This window comes from Pseudomonas sp. JV245A (assembly GCF_032424515.1).
GTDB lineage: Bacteria > Pseudomonadota > Gammaproteobacteria > Pseudomonadales > Pseudomonadaceae > Aquipseudomonas > Aquipseudomonas protegens.
Genome location: NZ_VYKE01000062.1, coordinates 1 through 18,616, shown reverse-complemented (window position 1 = coordinate 18,616; position 18,616 = coordinate 1). Strand labels below are relative to the sequence as shown.

The following is an 18,616-nucleotide window of genomic DNA, read 5'->3' as shown; positions in this document are numbered from 1 at the left end:
CTCGAACGGTGACGGCGAGCTGCCCGGGGCAGGTCGATTGAATGGGGAGTGATGGCGCGACTATAACGCGCTGCCCGGTCGACTGTGAACGTGGACGCCCCATTCAGTCTCTGAATGGAGCGTCACGGGGTGACTCAGTCAGGCGACGGCTTGGGCTGCTCGTAGCGGGCATTGAAGGCCTGGATGAAACCGTTGCGCAATATCTGCAAAAACGCCTGGAACGCGCTGATATCTTGCTGGTGCACGCTGCCACTGAGCTCGACCCGGGTGGCGAACTGGTTCTTGCGCTGGTTCTTCAGGAGGGTTTCCCCGGCGCCCACCAGGGCCTCCCACACCGAGCGGAAAATGCTCTTGTTGCGGTTCTCCACGTCCTGCTGCCAGTTGAAGACTTCCACGTCCCGCAACAGCGGCTTGATATAGCCGTGCAACTGGCCCTTCTCGGCCTGGGCTTCGATCACCACGTCACCGTGCCCGGCATTGAAGTCGAACTTGCCGTAGGCCGAGGCGAAGTCGTTGAAGCGCTTGAGCTCGATATCCCGGGCCCGCAGGCGGAACTCGAAGTTCTCGAAGTTGCTCAAGGGGTCGAAGGTGGCGGTGCTTTCCATGGGCGCCTGGCCCTGGAGCAGGGCCTTGCCGTCGAAGCGCGCATCGCGCTTGCCCTGGGTGTCCACCACGTTGGTCAGGTTGTAGAAGCTGGCGTTGACCTGGGTCGCGCCGATGTTCACCGGCGGCTTGGAGCTGAAGTTGCGAAAGTGGATCTTGCCGTCATCGATCCGCACTTCGTCGAGGGTGATGGGCAGCAGCTTGCCCAGTTGGGCCCGCCAGTCGGTGCCCTCACCGGTCTGCGATGCCTGCTTGTCGGCCCCGCCGTCGACGAAGTTCAGCTCCGGCTGGATGAACTGCACCTTGGCCACTACCGCGTGGTCGTACCACAGCGAATGCCAGCTCACCGAGAGGTCGATCAGCGGCGCCTTGACGAAGGGCACCGGCACCTTGCCGCTGACCTTGACGATCTCCAGGCCATTGATGCGGTAGGCGCCGCGCCACAGGGCCAGGTCGATGTCGCTGATGCGTCCGCGGTAGTCGCCCATGTCCGCCAGCTTGTCGTTCAAGTAGTCGCGCACCAGGTAGGGCAGGGCGATATGCAGGGCCACCAGCAGCACCACCAGGCTTGCCAGGACCCACAGGGGCCAACGGTAACGAGCTTTCATGATCAGCAGCCTCCAGCCGTATACAGGCATTGACTGCGTCCGTTGGCAGACGTTCGAGTCAATGTTCCCGGGGTGGCCTGGGGCGCAGGTTCGGGGAACGCAGGAGCCGGGCCATGAACTCGGCGTCGCTGATGTGTCTCTTGCATAGGCGCGACCGGCCCGGCTGGCCCGGGTGTTGCGCGACTGGACGCTCAAGGGCGCCAGGCATACCCTTGGGGACTTCTTCACTGCTGCATAAGGACCCAGCCATGAGCCGAATTTTTGCTGATAACGCCCATTCCATCGGCAATACGCCCTTGGTGCAGATCAACCGCATCGCCCCGCGCGGGGTGACCATCCTGGCCAAGATCGAAGGGCGCAACCCGGGCTATTCGGTGAAGTGCCGGATCGGCGCGAACATGATCTGGGACGCCGAAAGCAGCGGCAAGCTCAAGCCGGGCATGACCATCGTCGAGCCCACGTCGGGCAACACCGGGATCGGCCTGGCCTTCGTCGCCGCCGCCCGTGGCTACAAGCTGATGCTGACCATGCCGGCGTCCATGAGCATCGAGCGGCGCAAGGTGCTCAAGGCCCTGGGCGCCGAGCTGGTGCTCACCGAGCCGGCCAAGGGCATGAAGGGGGCGATCGAAAAGGCGGCGGAAATCATTGCCAGCGACCCGGCCAGGTACTTCATGCCGCAGCAGTTCGATAACCCGGCCAACCCGGCGATCCACGAAAAGACCACCGGTCCGGAAATCTGGAACGATACCGACGGCGCGGTGGACGTGCTGGTGGCCGGGGTTGGCACAGGGGGTACCATCAGCGGTGTGTCGCGCTACATCAAGAAGACCCAGGGCAAGCCGATTCTCTCGGTGGCGGTGGAGCCGGCGACTTCTCCGGTGATCACCCAGAAACTCGCCGGTGAAGAGATCAAGCCCAGCCCCCACAAGATCCAGGGCATCGGCGCCGGTTTCGTGCCCAGGAACCTGGATCTGGCGATGGTCGACCGGGTGGAGCTGGTGACCGATGAAGAGTCCAAGGCCATGGCCCTGCGGCTGATGCAGGAAGAGGGCATCCTCTGCGGCATCTCCTGCGGCGCGGCGATGGCGGTGGCGGTACGCCTGGCGGAAACCCCGGAAATGCAGGGCAAGACCATCGTGGTGATCCTGCCGGACTCCGGTGAGCGCTACCTGTCGAGCATGCTCTTCAGCGACCTGTTCACCGAGCAGGAAAACCAGCAGTAAGCACGGATCAGGCATTCGCCCGCAGGAGCCGGCTTGCCGGCGAATGCTGACCCATATCAGGCCAGGGCCTGGCTGCTTATGCTACTTAACGCCTTTGTTGCATAACCGTTAACGCTGAATGTTGGGTTGTGCGGGTTTTTCCAGGGCCCAGGAGTGTTTATCATTGCCGGCTGCCAGGTCGGGTGAACGCTCCCCCTACAGGTGCCTATTTCCAAGGAGTCGTTGCATGAGCTTTTCCTTTACCGCCAAGGTCGCGGTGTTGTCGCTGTTCGTCGGCAGCATTCTCTACGTGCACCTGCGCGGCAAGGCGCGTCTGCCGGTACTGCGCCAGTTCGTCAACCATTCGGCGCTGTTCGCCCCCTATAACGCCCTGATGTACCTGTTCTCCGGGGTGCCTTCCAAGCCGTACCTGGACCGCAGCAAGTTTCCCGAGCTGGACATCCTGCGGGACAACTGGGAAGTGATCCGCGAAGAGGCCATGCACCTGTTCGACGAGGGTTACATCCGCGCCGCCGAGAAGAACAACGATGCCGGTTTCGGTTCCTTCTTCAAGAAGGGCTGGAAGCGCTTCTACCTCAAGTGGTACGACAAGCCGCTGCCCTCGGCCGAGGCCCTGTGCCCGAAGACCGTCGAGCTGGTGAGCGCGATCCCCAACGTCAAGGGCGCGATGTTCGCGCTGTTGCCCGGTGGCAGCCACCTCAACCCGCACCGCGATCCCTTCGCCGGTTCGCTGCGTTATCACCTGGGCCTGTCGACCCCCAACTCCGACGCCTGCCGGATCTTCGTCGATGGCCAGGAGTACGCCTGGCGCGACGGTGAAGACGTGATGTTCGACGAGACCTACGTGCATTGGGTGAAGAACGAAACCGAGATCACCCGGGTGATCCTGTTCTGCGACATCGAGCGTCCGCTGAGCAGCCGCCTGATGACCCGCATCAACCGTTGGGTCAGCGCCCAACTGGGCCGCGCCACCGCGCCGCAGAACCTGGACGACGAGCGTGTCGGCGGGATCAACCAGGCCTACGCCTGGAGCAAGCGCTTCAGCGACAGCTTCAGTGGCGTGGTCAAGCAGTGGAAGCGCCGCCATCCCCAGCTGTACCGCATCCTGCGCCCGGTGCTGGCCGTGGTGGTGCTGGTAGTCCTGTGGAAGTGGCTGTTCGGATAAATCTTGCAATGAATATCGGGCGCTGGTTATATTCGGCGTCCGATGAGTCCACAGCGGCTCAGGTTTTTCCTCTCTCGAGAACCATCAGTACATGGCCTTTTCCCTCCTCAACGCGGTAGTGGTTTCAGCGGTCAACGCTGGCGTCGTGCCGTGCGGGAATCAGCAGCCTGTGCAGATCGGTCATTACCCCCCACCTGTCAGTAGCACGCCGGTGTACGCAGTCGTATCACCGCCGGGCGTTGGCTTCTCGGGCTGATCAGCAACCGCTGCTGTTCCCTGCGCCCGCCTGAAAAAAACACTACTGAACTTCAGCCTCGGCTGAATTGGCTTCTTGCCTGATTACAGGTGGTTTTCATGTTGCTCATTTCAAAAAAGTCCGCGCTCGCGGCCGCTTCCACGAGCCTGTTCGTCCTGCTGTGGAGCAGTGGCGCCATCTTCTCCAAATGGGGCCTGGCCCACGCTTCACCCTTTGCCTTCCTGCTGCTGCGCTTCGTCATTGCCCTGATCGGCCTGATGCTGCTGGCGCCCCTGCTCAAGCTCAGGTTGCCCCGGGGGCGCCGGGCCATGGGCTTTGCCGTGGCCACCGGCCTGGTGCTGCTGGGGGCCTACCAGATCTTCTACATCCTGGCCCTGGACCTGAAGGTGACCCCCGGGGTCATGGCCACCATCATGGGGGTGCAGCCGATCCTCACGGTGGTGCTGATGGAGCGCCAGCGCTCCTGGAGCCGGCTGTTTGGCCTGAGCCTGGGGCTGGCCGGGCTGGTGATGGTGGTCTACCAGAGCATCGGCCTGGCGGGGATGTCCATCACCGGCATGCTGTGCGGGCTGCTGGCCCTGGTCAGCATGACCGCCGGTTCGATCATGCAGAAACGCATCACCGACAATCCCCTGGGCACGCTGCCGGTGCAGTACCTGGCAGGGCTGCTGCTGTGCGCGCTGTTCGTGCCGTTCCAGCCGTTTCACTTCGAGCACAGCGCAGGTTTCGTGATTCCACTGCTGTGGATGGGGCTGGTGGTGTCGGTGCTGGCCACGCTGTTGCTGTATCGGCTGATTGCCCAGGGCAACCTGGTGAATGTCACCAGCCTGTTCTACCTGGTGCCCGCGGTGACCGCGCTGATGGACTACCTGTTCTTCGGCAACCGCCTGGGGCTGCTGAGCCTGGTGGGCATGGGCCTGATCATCGTCGGGCTGGTGTTCGTGTTCCGCAAGCAGCCTTGACCGCCCTGGGCGGCGTGAGCTCTGCGCGCCGTCGCTGACGACACCGGCCGGGTGCAATGCCCGGTCGGTTGTTTTCCCTATTTATGGCATGAAGGGTCGACTTTTATGTCGAATGGTGGCCATATGGCATCATTGTCGAAAAGGTACTCGCCAACAGCATTGGGACAGGGCTTCAGCGCCGCGTGAGGCAGCTCGAAGAGTCGCCTGAGCAACGCTTGCAGGTGATTTTGATAACCAGTTGATTGGACTTCTTTTCTAATGCTTCCAAACAGTCCATCAGACTTTTCTCAAAATCTAAAGCCCGTACCTAGACTGACGATACAGTCCTTACACACAAGGAGAGTCAGGATGAACGTAGCGCTTGCTTCCACTGCTTTGAGTCTGTTCCTTGGGCTATCGGGCAGTTGCCTTGCCGCCACTCCCTCAGGGCAAGGCATCATCCGTTTCTACGGCAAGATCGTAGAGTCCAACTGCACCTCCAATGCTGCCAGCGATGGGCTGAACTTGCGGCAGTGCCCTCAGGGCTCGCGCGGGGGATCCATTGACGTTCGGCGGGTCGGCCCGCTGGCCAGCGCCAGCGGCCCGGGAAACTCCGTAGTCAAGGTCAAGCTCCTGGCCGACAGCGGGCGCGAGGGGCGCTATTACGACCAGCACTATGCCGTTATCGACCAGGCAGGCAAGGCCGTGACCTCGGGCGCCTACCTGATCACCCTGAGTGTTCCTTGAAGCCGCAGCCGTCGGCAGCCTCTGGCCATAGCACGCCAAGCTGAGGGCCTGGCTGCCGCCGATCAGCGATATGGCGCGGCGTAGCCGCCGCACCATGGTCATGGCCGGGTCAGAACTGGTAGCTAGCGTTCAGGCGCAGGCCGTGCTCGCTGGACGCATCACCCAGTTGCGCGCTGTATGCGGCGCCCAGGCTCAACTCAGGGGTCAGCCGGGTTTCCACGCCCGTTTCGAGTACTGCACTGTTGCGTGAATAGGCCACGCCTTCGACACGGAAAGCATCACTTGCGTCGAAACGATAGGTGTTGGCCGGTGTAGCGCCGGCCAAGGCATGTTTCCAGCCGGCACTGGCAAAGAGGCTGAGCGACTTGCCGCTGTCCAGTGGCTTGCTGGCACTGGCACGCAACCCCAGGGTGGCGAACGTTTGTTGGTCCGAGACCTGTTTGGCGCTCAGGGCCGCGAGGCCCCCATGTTCCTTGAAGCCATCGCTCTTGACCTGCACGTGGGTCAGGTTGGCAAAGGGTTCCAGCTGTACTGAAGGGCCGAAGTCCAGGCGCCGGCCCACTTCACCGAACGCCTGCAGGGTGCCGGCTTGATGGGTGGACTGCAGATGGTCGCTGTAGCCGGCAAAGTTCACCGAACGCTTGGCGTCGATCCGGCTCCAGGTGTAGGCCAGGCCGCCACGCAGGTCGAAGTCGCTGACCTGGGCCCCGCCATAGACCCCCAGGTGGATATTGTCGTTGTCGCTGGAAGCATCCCGTGACGAGCTTTTCAGTTCCGTTCGGCTGTAACCGGTTAACGCGCCGATATGACCGCTGTCACCGACCTGGGTGTCGACACCGGCGAGCACGCCCTGGGTGTCGCTGCGCAATCTGGCGACATTGCTGCCCCCCTTGAGCTCCCCCCAGTTGCCCAGCGTGGTGATCCAGGGGGTCAGGCCTGAATCGCTGTCACGGCTGGCGCCACTGTCCTGGGTGGCGGTCACCGAACGTAGGCGACTGTTTGCTGCGTCGCGGACCAGGCGGCTGTCCTGGATCAGCGCCGAACGGGTCGAACTGTGGAAATCCCCGGACAGTTGCTCGAAGGCCGCGCGGGCCTGGTGATCGTCGGGCAGGTAGGCGATGGCCTCGAATAGTTTGTTGTGCACCGGTGGCGTCAGAGCCGGTACGGCAGAACCCTTCAGGCTTTGCAGCGCAGTGGCCGTGGCGCGCTGGTTGCGCGAGAGGGCGGCGTCCTGGAACAGACGGGTCTGCTGTACATCCAGGTAGGCGTTGTGGCTGTCGTAGTTATCCACCAGATTGTAGAACGTCGAGACTCGGGTATCGCCGGTCAGGTTGTAGCGACCGCTCAGGCCCTGCTGGGTCGCGAGGATCAGGTAGCGCCTGTCCAGCTCGTAGCGGGCGCTGTCGAGCTTGTCGGCGTTGACGATGCTGCCTGCGTCCAGCCGCGCTGCGCCGTTCACCTGCAGTCGGTCGCTGGCGCCAGTGCTCAGCAGTTCGGTGTAGAAGGTCGAGCCGCTGTGCTGGTCCAGGTTGCCAGACACGGTGAGGGTGCCGATGTCGTTGCCCGGGGCCACTGTGGCACCGTCGTGCAGGGTGACATTGCCGACCTGGCCATTGCCGGCCAGGGTCGCGCCCGCATGCACGTCGGTGGAGCCACCGAGGGTGCCGTTGACGGCGAGGATACCGGCTTCGACCTGGCTCTGGCCGTGGAAGTTGGAACTGTTGCCGCTCAGTTCGGTGCGGCCGGTACCGCGCTTGTTGAGCGTACCGCTACCCGCCATTGAGCCCCCGAAGCGGTAGCTGTCGGCGCGGTTCAACACCAGGCCGCCGGGCGCATCGATCTGCACGTCACCGAGAATCGAGCCGCTGCGGCCGCCGCTTGTGCCGGCACCCAGTTGCAGGGTGCCGTTGCTGATCAGCGTGCCGCCGCTGTAGGTGTTTTCTGCGGTGAGCACGGTGGTACCGGCACCACGTTGCTCGACTGAGCCGCTACCGGAAATCACCTGGTCGTACTGGTACGAGTTGTTGCGATCGAACACCACCTGGCCATCGTTGCCGATATCGCTCAGTACTGCGCCGGCACTGCCGTTGTGGGCGCCGATGTGCAGGCTAGCGTTGCGATCAACCTGCACCTGTCCGGCCATGGCGTTGTTCAGCAGCAGTTCGCCACCCTGGACATGCAGTTCGCCGCTGAAGGTGCTGGAGTCACCGTTGAACAGGGTCTGTCCGGCGATGTGGCTGATGCGTCCATGGCCTTCGAAGCCGGCGTCGAACGAGTGGTCGCTGTCGCTATGGTTGAACTGGACCAGCCCCTGGCCCAGGCCGAAGATCACCCGTGTTGCATCCAGTTGGCCCGCAGCCCGAGCGTCAGCGGCATTGGCGCTGGCCGCCCCCACATAGAGCGCAGCGCTGGCGCTGGCGTCCCGGGCAATCTGCAGGGCGCCGCTGCCGACCCTGGCCTGGCCTTGATCGGCCAGCGTCAGGGCCGCCTTGCCGCTCTGGCCCAGGGTCATGTTGCCGGAGACGTTCAATTGGCTGCCTGCGCCACTGATGTTGATAGCGCTGGTGGCGCCTGGGGCAGCCGCCACAATGCTGTCCCGAGCGTTGACCTGAGCGCCGTTGCCGACGGTCAATGTCTTGTCGCTGGTCAGGGTTGCACCGCCATCGACGTTGAGCGCGCCAGATGCACCCTGCTCGGCGCTGATCAGAGCATTGCCCTGGGTGTGGGCTCGCGAGCCGCTGCCCAGGTTCAACTCGCCGGACCCGCTTTTGCCGACGATCAAGTCGCCGGCTGTGCCCAGTCTCGCGCCGTTGTTGAATGAGGCCTTGCCCACGGCGCCTTGTACGCTGCCCAGGGTGAGTGCGTCGGCGATTTCCAGCCAGCCGTTGCCGCCCACATTCAACTGGCCCAGGCCATTGCTACTGGTGCCGACGTTGAGACTGCCGATCATTTGTGCGCTATCCAATTGCGCGACATCGTTGGTTCCCCTGCTGAGCGGCCTGTCGACGTTGACGACTTCATTGCTGGCGGGAGCGCCCTTGCTCCAGTTGCCATTTCTTTCCCAGGCGTTGTCTTCGTTGACCCGATAGGCGTTGCCGTTCGGGTCGACTGCCAGGTGGTAGGCATCCCCGGTCCAGGTCGTCTCGGCAAGGACCGCGGGGGATAACGAACTCAGTGCTAGAGCAACGGCGGTCGTGGTACTGGCGTATTTGAAATGGTTCTTTTGCAACATTTTATTCTTCAAGGCGATGCCTGTTCAGTCGAGGGTTTGAAAACAACATTGAGCGTGTTGGCAAATAGCGTTGTGCAAGGGGGGAGTTACAGCGTTGGAGGGGCTAACTCTCGAGACGAAATAAGAACTATTGGGTTGTGAGTTGTCCTAGGCTCGTGCTGTAAAAAAGTCCGACTCGAGTGTTGTATTCATGCAAGTTCTGGCGGTGTTGGAACGGTCCGGGAAGTTGCAATGGGTTCGGTGGTTCAAAGAGGATAGGGGCGTGCTACAGGCAGGGGCAGAGGGGAGATGGAGTATTTCGGGGGAGTAAGGAATATCTGATTAAAGGCGCAGAATCGTCTTTGTTATTTGTAGGTTGTTTAAGTTGTTTTAGATTGGAAGTGTCTGATACTTGATTTCTGGATCAGTAGAATTTCATCTTTCCAGATTTTTTGCGGGGGAGTGTGGCGAGGATGGAAGTGTGTTTTAGATGAGGCGGTGGGGGGAGTGCTTGAAAGTTGTTTTTAACTTTCCTGGTTACTCCACCACCGCAGGTATCTGGGGGAGATCAGCGATCGGTCAGCTATTCGCTCGGGATGGCCCGGGGTCCCGGCCTGAGCACCAGCCACAGCGCGGCGGCAATCAGCGCGCCGCCATACAGGTGGGCCATGGACAGCGGCTCGTCCAGCAGCAACGCGCCCCACAGTACGCCGAATGGCGGGATCATGAAGGTCACGGTCATCGAACGCACCGGGCCGATGGCGCTGAGCAGGCGGAAATACAGCACGTAGGCAAACGCGGTGCAGCCCAGCCCCAGCCCCAGAAGCGATAGCCATACGCTCCAGCCACCCCAGCTGGGAGGCGGCTGGCTGATGGCGTTGTAGGCGAACAGCGGCAACAGCAGCAGGGTCGCTCCCAGCATGCTGCCCAGGGCCGACAGGCGGCTGTCCAGGCCGCCGGCCTGGTCCAGCCAGCGTCGGGCGAGGAACCCGGCGAAGCCGTAGCAGGTGGTGGCCATCAAGCAGGACAGGGCGCCCAGCAGCAGGTCTCGGTCGAAGGCCACGGGGCCGGCGCGGGTCAGGATGCCGACGCCGAGCAGGCCCAGGCAGACCCCGGCGAATTTGCTCGGGGTCAGGCGTTCATGGAAAAACAGGCCGCCGATCAACACCCCCATCAACGGCGTGGTGGCATTGAAGATCGCCGAGTAGCCGGCGGGCAGCACCTGGGCCGCCACCGAGTACATGGTCGCGGGTATCCCGGAGTTGATCACCCCGAGCAGCAGCACGGTCTTGAGCTTGCCGCGAAAGTTCCAGTCGACCCGCATCAACGCCAGCATCACCAGCAGCCCGAGCGCGGCGATGGACACCCGGAAGAAGGCCGTGGGCACGCTGCCCAGTACCGGGGCGATGATGCGCATGAACAAGAAGCTCGCGCCCCAGATGGCGGCCAGCGACAGCAGGCGCAGCAGATCGACAGGTTTCACAGGAGGTTCCTTGGGTTCGGGGCGAGGGATCTTGCCCAGCGTGGCCGGGCATGGCAAACCTTATTGGCGCACGGGGCGAAGAAAACCCGCACCCCGATTGTTGCGTTCAATCCTGCGTTGCAGAGGCCTGGAGACAGAGCGACCGCCGGGTCATTTTTCGGCGTACGTCCCATCACAAAAATACGCTTCTCTTCACCTCGTTTCACTGGCTAAGCTCTGGCATCGTAAATTCCCGCAGAGGTCTCTTTATGTCGCAGTCATGGCCCGCCGCCGATATCGCTCGAATGATCCTCGATGGCTTCGACGACTACCGCGAGCATTTTCGCCAGATCACCGACGGTGCCCGGCAACGCTTCGAGCAGGCGCAGTGGCAGCAAGCGCAAAAGGCCTCGGCAGCGCGGATCAACCTGTATGAAGAGAAGGTGGGCGAGACCGTGGCCCGCCTGCACCAGGCCTTCAGCACCGAGTCGCTGATGGATGTCAGCCAGTGGCCACTGGTGAAAAGCGCCTACATCAGCCTGATCGACCTGCGCTTTGACGATGAGCTGTCCGAGACCTGGTACAACTCGATCTTCTGCGGCCTGTTCAGCCACGACCTGATCAGCGACGGCTGCATGTTCATCCACACCACCCGACCCAGCCTGCGCCGGGCCCGGGCCGCGCAGACCCGCAGCTACAAGCCCCAGGGCGAACTGGCGACGATGCTCGAACAGGTGTTCGCCGACTACCGCTTCAGCGAGGACTACGCCGACCTGCCGGGGGACCTGCGGCGCCTGGAGGCGCAATTGCGGGAGAACCTGCCGGACTGGGTGTGCAAGGACCCGGAACTGACCCTGGAACTGTTTTCCTCGGTGCTCTACCGCAACAAGGGCGCCTACCTGGTGGGGCGCATCTTCACCCATGAAGAACAGTGGCCGCTGGTGATCCCGCTACTGCACCGCGAAGGCCGGGGGATCCAGATCGACGCGCTGATCACCGACGAGGCGGACGTCTCGATCATCTTTTCCTTCACCCGTTCCTACTTCATGGTGGACGTGCCGGTGCCGGCGGAATTCATCGGCTTCCTCAAGCGCATCCTGCCGGGCAAGCACATCGCCGAGCTGTACACCTCCATCGGTTTCTACAAGCACGGCAAGTCGGAGTTCTACCGTGCCCTGATCAACCACCTGGCCAGCACCGACGATCGCTTCATCATGGCCCCCGGGGTGCGCGGCATGGTCATGAGCGTGTTCACCCTGCCGGGCTTCAACACCGTGTTCAAGATCATCAAGGACCGCTTCTCGCCGTCGAAGAACGTCGACCGGGCCACGGTGATCGAGAAATACCGGCTGGTGAAAAGCGTGGATCGGGTGGGCCGCATGGCCGATACCCAAGAGTTCGCCGACTTCCGCTTCCCCCTGAGCAAGTTCGACCCGGCGTGCCTTGAGGAACTGCTGGAAGTGGCGCCCTCCACGGTGGCGGTGGAAGGCCAGACGGTACTGATCCGCCACTGCTGGACCGAGCGGCGCATGACCCCGCTCAACCTCTACCTGGAACATGCCAACGAAGCCCAGGTGCGCGAGGCCCTGGAGGACTACGGCCTGGCGATCAAGCAGCTGGCGGCGGCCAACATCTTCCCCGGCGACATGTTGCTGAAGAACTTCGGCGTCACCCGCCATGGCCGGGTGGTGTTCTATGACTACGACGAAATCTGCTTCCTCACCGAAGCCAACTTCCGCCACATTCCGGCCCCCCGTACCCCGGAAGATGAAATGGCTTCCGAGCCCTGGTACTCCATCGGCCCCCACGACGTGTTCCCCGAGGAGTTCCCGCCGTTCCTGTTCGCCGATGCCGGCCAGCGCAAGCTGTTCGACCAACTGCACGGCGAGCTGTACAACGCCGATTACTGGAAGGGCCTGCAGGAGGCCATCCGCGCCGGCAAGGTGATCGATGTCTTCCCTTACCGGCGCCAAGGCCTGGAAGACGAATAAATAGACGTGCAGGAGCCGGCTTGCCGGCGAAGGCGTCCTCACTGGCCCCTTCGCCGGCAAGCCGGCTCCTACGTATTGCATGGACTTTTCTGCGACAATCGCGCCCTGCCTAAATAGACGACCCTTGCGTACCTGATGACTGACGAATCGCCTGCAATCGACCAACTGCTGAAAAACCTCGATCAAGCCATGCTCGGCGACCGTCACCGGTTGCGCCGGCAGTTGCTCGAACTGCGCAAGAAGCCCGACGAGGCCAAGCTCGCCCAGTGGCTGGAGCGCATGCAGGCTTCCTGCAACCTGGTGACGGCGCGGCGCCAGAGCGTGCCGCAGATCCGCTATGACGACAGCCTGCCGATTGCCGCCAAGCGCGACGAGATCAAGGAGGCGCTGCTCAAGCATCAGGTGCTGATCATTGCCGGCGAGACCGGCTCGGGCAAGACCACCCAGTTGCCGAAGATCTGCCTGGAAATCGGTCGTGGCCAGCATGGCCTGATCGGCCATACCCAGCCCCGGCGGATTGCCGCCCGCAGCGTGGCCAGCCGAGTCGCCGAAGAGCTGGCCACGCCCCTGGGCTCGCTGGTGGGCTACCAGGTGCGCTTCGAGGACCAGAGCGATTCCAGCACCCTGATCAAGCTGATGACCGACGGCATCCTGCTGGCGGAAACCCAGAACGATCGCTACCTGGAACGCTACGACACGATCATCGTCGACGAGGCCCACGAGCGCAGCCTGAACATCGACTTCCTCCTCGGCTACCTCAAGACCCTGCTGCCGCGGCGCCCGGACCTGAAGGTCATCATCACCTCGGCGACCATCGACCTTGAGCGCTTCTCCAAGCACTTCGATAACGCGCCGATCGTCGAGGTCTCCGGCCGCACCTTCCCGGTGGAAACCTGGTATCGCCCGTTGACCCTGGAACAGGACGAGGAGGGAAACCGGGTCGAGGACGACCTCACGGTGGACCAGGCGATCCTCGCCACCCTGGATGAAATCGCCGCCCATGAACGCAGTGAAAGGCGCAGCCCCGGGGACGTGCTGGTGTTCCTGCCCGGCGAGCGGGAGATCCGCGACGCCGCGGAGATGCTGCGCAAGGCCCAGCTCAAGCACACCGAGATCCTGCCGCTGTACGCGCGCCTGTCGCCGGCCGAACAGCAGCGCATCTTCCAGTCCCACCCGGGCCGCCGCGTGGTGCTGGCCACCAACGTCGCCGAAACCTCGCTGACCGTGCCGGGCATCCGCTACGTGATCGACAGCGGCACTGCGCGCATCAGCCGCTACAGCTACCGGGCCAAGGTCCAGCGCCTGCCCATCGAGGCGATTTCCCAGGCCAGCGCCAACCAGCGCAAGGGCCGTTGCGGCCGGGTCGAACCGGGGATCTGCGTACGCCTGTACAGCGAGGAAGATTTCCTCGGCCGGCCGGAATTCACCGACCCGGAGATCCTGCGTACCAACCTGGCGGCGGTGATCCTGCAGATGCTGCACCTGCGCCTGGGGGAAATCACCGCCTTCCCGTTTATCGAACCGCCGGATGGCAAGGCCATCAGCGACGGTTTCAACCTGCTGCAGGAACTCTCGGCAGTCGACCGCAACAGCCAGCTGACACCACTGGGCCGGCAACTGGCGCGCCTGCCGGTGGATCCGCGCATGAGCCGCATGCTGCTGGAAGCGGCCAAGCTCGGCAGCCTCCAGGAAGTGCTGATCGTCGCCAGCGCCATGTCGATCCAGGACCCCCGCGAGCGTCCGCCGGAGCGCCAGCAGGCCGCCGACCAGGCCCACGCCCAGTGGAAGGACGTGGATTCGGACTTCGCCGGGCTGGTCAACCTGTGGCGCGGCTTCGAAGAACAGCGCCAGGCCCTCACCGCCAGCCCGCTGCGCAACTGGTGCCGCAAGAATTTCCTGAACTACCTGCGCCTGCGCGAGTGGCGTGATTCGCACCGGCAATTGAGCCTGATCTGCCGCGACCTGCAACTGAGCCTGAACAAGGAGCCGGCGGACTACCCGAAACTGCACAAGGCGGTGCTGGTAGGCCTGCTCAGCCAGATCGGCCAGAAGACCGAAGACGGCGACTACCTGGGGGCCCGCCAGCGGCGCTTCTGGATCCACCCGTCCTCGGGCCTGGGCAAGAAGCGCCCGCAATGGCTGATGACCGCCGAGCTGGTGGAAACCACCAAGCTCTATGCGCGCATGGTGGCCAAGATCGAGCCGGACTGGATCGAGCCCCTGGCCGGCCATCTGGTGAAGAAGAACCACTTCGAGCCCCATTGGGAGAAGAAGCGCGGCCAGGTAGTGGCCTACGAGCAGATCACCCTGTTCGGCCTGATCGTGGTCGGCCGCCGGCCAGTGCATTACGGCCCGGTGGACCCGGTGGTGTCCCGCGAGCTGTTCATCCGCGAGGCCCTGGTGCGTGGCGAAATCCAGTCCAAGGCCAAGTGCCTGAGCGCCAACACCCAACTGCTGGAACAGCTCGATGCGCTGGAGGCCAAGGCCCGGCGCCGCGACATCCTGGCCGACGAGGAAACCCTGTTCGCCTTCTACGACGCGCGCCTGCCAGCGGAGATCCACCAGACCGCGACCTTCGACAGCTGGTACCGGGTGCACAGCCAGAAGAACCCGCAGTTGTTGATCATGCGCGAGGAAGACGTGCTGGCCCGCGAGGCCAGCGAGGTCACCGCCAAGCAGTACCCGGACACCTTGCATATCGGTGACCTGGAACTGGCCCTGAGTTACCACTTCGAACCCAACCATCCCCGGGACGGCGTGACCCTGCGGGTGCCGGCGCCGCTGCTGCCGGCACTGCCCGCCGAACGCCTGGAATGGCTGGTGCCGGGGCTGATCGAGGCCAAGTGCATCGCCCTGGTGCGCAACCTGCCCAAGGCCCTGCGCAAGAACTTCGTGCCGGTGCCGGACTTCGTCAAGGCCGCCCTGCAGCGCATGGTCTTCGCCGAGGGCTCCTTGCCCCAGGCCCTGGGTCGCGAGCTGCTGCGCATGACCGGTGCCCGGGTCAGCGACGAGGCCTGGAGCGAAGCCGAACAACAGGTGGAAAGCCACCTGCGGATGAACCTGGAAATCGTCGACGCCCAGGGCAAGTTCCTCGGCGAAGGCCGCGACCTGGCCGAACTGACCGCGCGTTTCGCCGAAGCCAGCCAGGCTGCCCTGGCGGTGCCGCAGACTGCCAAGAGCCAGCAACCGGTGCAAGCCAAGGTATTTGCCGCGGTGGCGGAAAAGACCCAGCAGAAGATCGCCGGGCTGTCGATGACGGTGTACCCGGCCCTGGTGGAGGAGGCGGGTACGGTCAAGGAAGGGCGCTTCTCCACCGCTGCCGAAGCCGAGTTCCAGCATCGCCGGGCCTTGCAGCGCCTGCTGTTGCAGCAACTGGCCGAGCCGGCCAAGTTCCTGCGGGGCAAGTTGCCGGGCCTTACCGAGCTGGGCCTGCTGTACCGCGAACTGGGCCGGGTCGATGCGCTGGTGGAGGACATTCTCCTGGCCAGCCTCGACAGTTGCATTCTTGAAGGCGAGGCCGTGCTGCCTCGGGATGGCGCGGGCCTGGCCTCCCTGGCCGAGCGCAAGCGTGGTGCCTGGACCGAGCATGCCGAGCGCCTGGCGCGCCTGACCCTGGAGATCCTCAAGCTCTGGCACGGCCTGCAAAAGCGCTTCAAGGGCAAGATCGACCTGGCCCAGGCCGTGGCCCTCAACGACATCAAGGCCCAGCTGGCGAACCTGGTGTACCCGGGCTTTGTCCGGGAAACCCCGGCCCTGTGGCTCAAGGAACTGCCGCGTTACCTCAAGGCCGTGGAACTGCGCTTCGAGAAACTCGGCAGCCAGGTGCAGAAGGACCGGGTCTGGAGCAGCGAGCTCACGGGCCTGTGGAGCCAGTACCAGACCCGGGCCCAGAAGCATGCCCAGGAAGGCAAGCGCGACCCGCAGCTGGAGCTGTACCGCTGGTGGCTGGAGGAGTACCGGGTGTCCCTGTTCGCCCAGCAGTTGGGGACCAAGGTGCCGATTTCCGACAAGCGCCTGAGCAAGCAGTGGAGCCTGGTCGACGCCTGATCTAAAGCCCTTCGCAGGCGCTGGCGTGCCAGCGAAAGCGCCGCCAGGGGCGGTACAGGGTTGACTCCGTCGATCTTGCAGTTGCGGCGAAATGGCGGAGGTTATGGCAAACTCCGCCGTCATAAATGCCGGCCCCGGCTTTCTGCATCGCAGGCAGCCTGGGCGGATCGGAATAAAGCGATGCCAGAAACGGCTCCCCTGGCGGGAGTCGTCCCTTTACGGTTTGGCACGTGAGTGCCAATACCTTCTGCCTCAACACATTAGAGGAACGACCGTGCACAACGTCGTCATCAGCGGCACCGGCCTGTTTACCCCGGCCAACAGCATCTCCAACGAAGAGCTGGTGGAATCGTTCAATACCTACGTCCACCAGTTCAACAGTGACAACGCTGCCGCCATCGAGCGCGGCGAAGTGCAGGCCCTGACCGAATCCAACGCTGCCTTCATCGAAAAGGCCTCGGGCATCAAGAGCCGCTTCGTCATGGACAAGGACGGCATCCTCGACCCGCAGCGCATGGCTCCACGCCTGCCGGAACGCTCCAACGACGAATGGTCGGTACTCTGCCAGATGGCCGTGGCCGCCGCCGAGCAAGCCCTGCAGCGGGCCGGCAAGACTGCCGCCGACATCGACGGGGTGATCGTCGCCTGCTCCAACCTGCAGCGCGCCTACCCGGCCATCGCCATCGAAGTCCAGGCCGCACTGGGCATCCAGGGTTTTGGCTTCGACATGAACGTGGCCTGCTCCTCGGCGACCTTCGGCATCCAGGCGGCCTGCAACAGCGTGCAACTGGGCCAGGCCCGGGCGATCCTGATGGTCAACCCGGAAGTCTGCACCGGGCACCTGAACTTCCGTGACCGCGACAGCCACTTCATCTTCGGCGACGCCGCCACTGCGGTGGTCATCGAGCGAGCCGACCTGGCCACCTCCGAGCACCAGTTCGACATCGTCAGCACCAAGCTGCTGACCCAGTTCTCCAACAACATCCGCAACAACTTCGGCTTCCTCAACCGCGCCGCGGAAGAGGGTATCGGTGCCCGCGACAAGCTGTTCGTCCAGGAAGGCCGCAAGGTATTTCGCGATGTATGCCCGATGGTGGCCGAGCTGATCGCTGCACACCTGGAAGAAAACCAGCTCAACGTCAGCGACGTGAAGCGCTTCTGGCTGCACCAGGCCAACCTCAGCATGAACCACCTGATCGTCAAGAAGCTCCTGGGCCGCGAAGCCTCGGTGGAAGAAGCGCCGGTGATTCTCGACACTTACGCCAACACCAGTTCGGCGGGTTCGGTGATTGCCTTCCACAAGTACCAGGACGACCTGGCCAGCGGTTCCCTGGCCGTGCTCAGCTCCTTTGGCGCCGGTTATTCGATCGGTAGCGTGTTGCTGCGCAAGCGTTGATCCAGGGTTGGGGTGTGGCGTCGGGCGGGATTGGCGCGTCACACCCCCTCAAACCTGCATGATTGAACGAGGCACGAATGGCCGCTGCTGATGACACGCAACTGCTAGAGCGCCTGTTGGCGGGCGAACAAAAGGCTTACAAGGAACTGGTCGGCACCTACCAGAGCGCCATGCGCGCCGTGGCCTACGCCATTGTCGGCAACCGCCACGCCGACGAAGTGGTACAGGACGCCTGGCTGTCGGTGGTGCGCAACCTGGCGGGTTTCCAGGGGCGTTCCAGCCTCAAGACCTGGCTGCTGACCATCACCGCCAACGCGGCCAAGAGCCGCTACAAGCAGAACCGCCGGGAAGTGTTGCTCGACGATCTGCCGGCGCCCCATGGCACCGTGGGTGATGAGCGTTTCTCCTCCAGCGATGGTCACTGGCTGGTGGCGCCTTTCGCCTGGCACGAAGACACCCCGGAAGCCCTGCTGACCGAGTCCGAACTGCGTGACTGCCTGGAGCACACCCTGCTCAGCCTGTCGGAGTTGCAGAGCAGTGTCCTGCTGTTGCGCGAACGCCAGGGCCTGGAGCTGGAAGAGATCTGTAACCTTTTGGGGCTCACGCTCTCCAATGTCCGGGTACTGCTGCACCGGGCGCGTCTGAAGGTCTTCGCCACCGTGGAGCATTTTGAGGAAACCGGCCAATGCTGACCTGCAAGGAACAAGTGGCACGATCCAGCGATTATCTCGATGGCCAGTTGAGCTTTCGCGAGCGCTTGATGGTGCGCCATCATCTGTTGTTCTGCCCCAATTGCCGGCGTTTCATTCGCCAGATGCGCCTGCTCCAGGCCACCTTGCGGGTGCTTCCGGAGCCGCCCCTGGAAGGTCTCGACGAACTGGCCGAGCGTCTGGCCGCCGAGCGCCAGAACCACCGCTGATCCTGCCCCCCCATGGCTCGGTAGCCGCTGTCGAGCCCCGGCGAGGC

Annotated in this window: 12 protein-coding genes; 9 read left to right on the top strand and 3 right to left on the bottom strand. The window is 63.5% G+C overall.

Going from position 1 to position 18,616, the window contains the following annotated elements; all coding sequences use genetic code 11:
* Positions 1–134 precede the first annotated feature (134 nt).
* Positions 135–1,211, bottom strand: coding sequence for a DUF748 domain-containing protein (locus F6S12_RS17675; RefSeq protein ID WP_123473802.1), 1,077 nt, complete (start codon positions 1,209–1,211; stop codon positions 135–137).
* A gap of 248 nt (positions 1,212–1,459) precedes the next feature.
* Here F6S12_RS17675 and cysK point away from each other — a divergent pair, with 248 nt between their 5' ends.
* The 4 genes from cysK (at position 1,460) to F6S12_RS17655 (ending at position 5,543) form a co-directional block, all read left to right on the top strand.
* A complete protein-coding gene (gene cysK, locus F6S12_RS17670) occupies positions 1,460–2,434 on the top strand; it encodes a cysteine synthase A (RefSeq protein WP_315869153.1) in 975 nt (324 codons plus the stop codon).
* 226 nt (positions 2,435–2,660) lie between these two features.
* The gene (locus F6S12_RS17665; RefSeq protein ID WP_053149623.1) at positions 2,661–3,599 is read left to right on the top strand and encodes an aspartyl/asparaginyl beta-hydroxylase domain-containing protein; all 939 of its coding nucleotides are present in this window, start codon (positions 2,661–2,663) and stop codon (positions 3,597–3,599) included.
* A gap of 354 nt (positions 3,600–3,953) precedes the next feature.
* Positions 3,954–4,817, top strand: coding sequence for a DMT family transporter (locus tag F6S12_RS17660; protein WP_019093320.1), 864 nt, complete (start codon positions 3,954–3,956; stop codon positions 4,815–4,817).
* A 348-nt stretch (positions 4,818–5,165) separates the two neighbouring features.
* Positions 5,166–5,543, top strand: a complete 378-nt coding sequence (locus F6S12_RS17655) for a hypothetical protein (protein WP_053156843.1) — start codon at positions 5,166–5,168, stop codon at positions 5,541–5,543.
* A gap of 109 nt (positions 5,544–5,652) precedes the next feature.
* Here F6S12_RS17655 and F6S12_RS17650 read toward each other — a convergent pair whose 3' ends face one another.
* Both F6S12_RS17650 and F6S12_RS17645 read right to left on the bottom strand, forming a co-directional pair.
* A complete protein-coding gene (locus F6S12_RS17650) occupies positions 5,653–8,775 on the bottom strand; it encodes an autotransporter domain-containing protein (RefSeq protein ID WP_315869152.1) in 3,123 nt (1,040 codons plus the stop codon).
* A gap of 562 nt (positions 8,776–9,337) precedes the next feature.
* Positions 9,338–10,237 (bottom strand): DMT family transporter, encoded by a 900-nt coding sequence (locus F6S12_RS17645; RefSeq protein WP_077933554.1) that lies wholly within the window; start codon positions 10,235–10,237, stop codon positions 9,338–9,340.
* 248 nt (positions 10,238–10,485) lie between these two features.
* On the opposite strand from F6S12_RS17645, the gene aceK reads away from it, so the two are divergent.
* From aceK to F6S12_RS17620, 5 genes are all read left to right on the top strand, one after another.
* Positions 10,486–12,207 (top strand): bifunctional isocitrate dehydrogenase kinase/phosphatase, encoded by a 1,722-nt coding sequence (aceK, locus tag F6S12_RS17640; protein WP_011059868.1) that lies wholly within the window; start codon positions 10,486–10,488, stop codon positions 12,205–12,207.
* 135 nt (positions 12,208–12,342) lie between these two features.
* On the top strand, positions 12,343–16,254 hold the full coding sequence (hrpA, locus tag F6S12_RS17635; protein ID WP_315869151.1) for an ATP-dependent RNA helicase HrpA: 3,912 nt from the start codon (positions 12,343–12,345) through the stop codon (positions 16,252–16,254).
* A gap of 274 nt (positions 16,255–16,528) precedes the next feature.
* On the top strand, positions 16,529–17,650 hold the full coding sequence (locus F6S12_RS17630) for a beta-ketoacyl-ACP synthase III (protein ID WP_019093329.1): 1,122 nt from the start codon (positions 16,529–16,531) through the stop codon (positions 17,648–17,650).
* Positions 17,651–17,727: 77 nt separating this feature from the next.
* Positions 17,728–18,342, top strand: coding sequence for an RNA polymerase sigma factor (locus tag F6S12_RS17625; protein ID WP_011059871.1), 615 nt, complete (start codon positions 17,728–17,730; stop codon positions 18,340–18,342).
* Positions 18,336–18,569: an anti-sigma factor family protein gene (locus F6S12_RS17620; RefSeq protein WP_011059872.1), complete on the top strand. Its 234-nt coding sequence runs from the start codon at positions 18,336–18,338 to the stop codon at positions 18,567–18,569. The genes F6S12_RS17625 and F6S12_RS17620 overlap by 7 nt, the downstream gene beginning before the upstream one ends.
* Positions 18,570–18,616 lie beyond the last annotated feature (47 nt).

Bases quoted from the DNA above. Each gene is read 5' to 3' on its own strand.
- F6S12_RS17675 (WP_123473802.1), bottom strand. From the start codon at position 1,211: ATGAAAGCTCGTTACCGTTGGCCCCTGTGGGTCCTGGCAAGCCTGGTG.
- cysK (WP_315869153.1), top strand. From the start codon at position 1,460: ATGAGCCGAATTTTTGCTGATAACGCCCATTCCATCGGCAATACGCCC.
- F6S12_RS17665 (WP_053149623.1), top strand. From the start codon at position 2,661: ATGAGCTTTTCCTTTACCGCCAAGGTCGCGGTGTTGTCGCTGTTCGTC.
- F6S12_RS17660 (WP_019093320.1), top strand. From the start codon at position 3,954: ATGTTGCTCATTTCAAAAAAGTCCGCGCTCGCGGCCGCTTCCACGAGC.
- F6S12_RS17655 (WP_053156843.1), top strand. From the start codon at position 5,166: ATGAACGTAGCGCTTGCTTCCACTGCTTTGAGTCTGTTCCTTGGGCTA.
- F6S12_RS17650 (WP_315869152.1), bottom strand. From the start codon at position 8,775: ATGTTGCAAAAGAACCATTTCAAATACGCCAGTACCACGACCGCCGTT.
- aceK (WP_011059868.1), top strand. From the start codon at position 10,486: ATGTCGCAGTCATGGCCCGCCGCCGATATCGCTCGAATGATCCTCGAT.
- hrpA (WP_315869151.1), top strand. From the start codon at position 12,343: ATGACTGACGAATCGCCTGCAATCGACCAACTGCTGAAAAACCTCGAT.
- F6S12_RS17625 (WP_011059871.1), top strand. From the start codon at position 17,728: ATGGCCGCTGCTGATGACACGCAACTGCTAGAGCGCCTGTTGGCGGGC.
- F6S12_RS17620 (WP_011059872.1), top strand. From the start codon at position 18,336: ATGCTGACCTGCAAGGAACAAGTGGCACGATCCAGCGATTATCTCGAT.